The sequence below is a fragment of the Acinetobacter sp. MF4640 genome (assembly GCF_002018895.1).
In the GTDB taxonomy this organism is placed as follows: domain Bacteria; phylum Pseudomonadota; class Gammaproteobacteria; order Pseudomonadales; family Moraxellaceae; genus Acinetobacter; species Acinetobacter johnsonii.
In genome coordinates this window covers 1-749 of record NZ_MVOM01000144.1, presented here as the reverse complement: position 1 = coordinate 749, position 749 = coordinate 1, and the positions used below count along the sequence as shown (strand labels likewise).

1 pseudogene is annotated in these 749 nt (G+C 29.6%); it reads left to right on the top strand.

Going from position 1 to position 749, the window contains the following annotated elements:
- Positions 1 to 648 precede the first annotated feature (648 nt).
- Positions 649 to 749, top strand: a pseudogene (locus tag MF4640_RS19235) (IS1 family transposase); the annotation flags it as partial.

Sequence of the window (749 nt, the reverse complement as noted above, 5' to 3'; positions counted from 1 at the left end):
TTCTTGACTCAAGCATTAATGCAGTACGATCTTCAAAGTTAAGATGATGGTATGACAATTTTATATACTCCATAAACCCTTTAAATTAATTAGGTGGTTTATGTCGCACTTCAAGTTTTACTCTGCCCCCTTTTGCACAGAACTTTCATATAATAGGCCTAGGTTTGTGTTTCTTCTAATTAATGTGCTTACTAGGTTAATCTTGCTCTGGGTATTGATATTATAAGTTTAAGATCAAACCCATTAAACTTATGATCTTCCCAATTTTCTACAATTAACTCGATTGTTCTACCTGCTACTTTTTCAGAATATGGATAACAACCTAAAATAGCATTTTTCATTTCTTCAGATAAAGTTACACCTAGGCTAGATAAACACAAAATTTCTGCTATCGATCCCTTAAGTATGTAATTACTGTTATATAGTACATCACCATATAACCAATTGATCTTAAAATTATTTTTTATCAGTATATGAACCAGTAATATTTACGTCAAAACATAAAATATGTGAAATACAACAGTTTCTAATTTCAATCTGATACTCAGTTTCTTGATTAGTTATATTATTAGTTTATCTGAGATTTATTTGGTGGTGTTTCAAAAAGTATGCTGAAAAAAATAATATGGCTTTTGATAAAATAGAGGTATGAAAATAACGCTACAAATCAAATGTCCTACCTGTCTAAGTAACAATATAAAGAGAAATGGCATCAAAGTAGATGGGAAACAAAACCATCAATGCAAAGA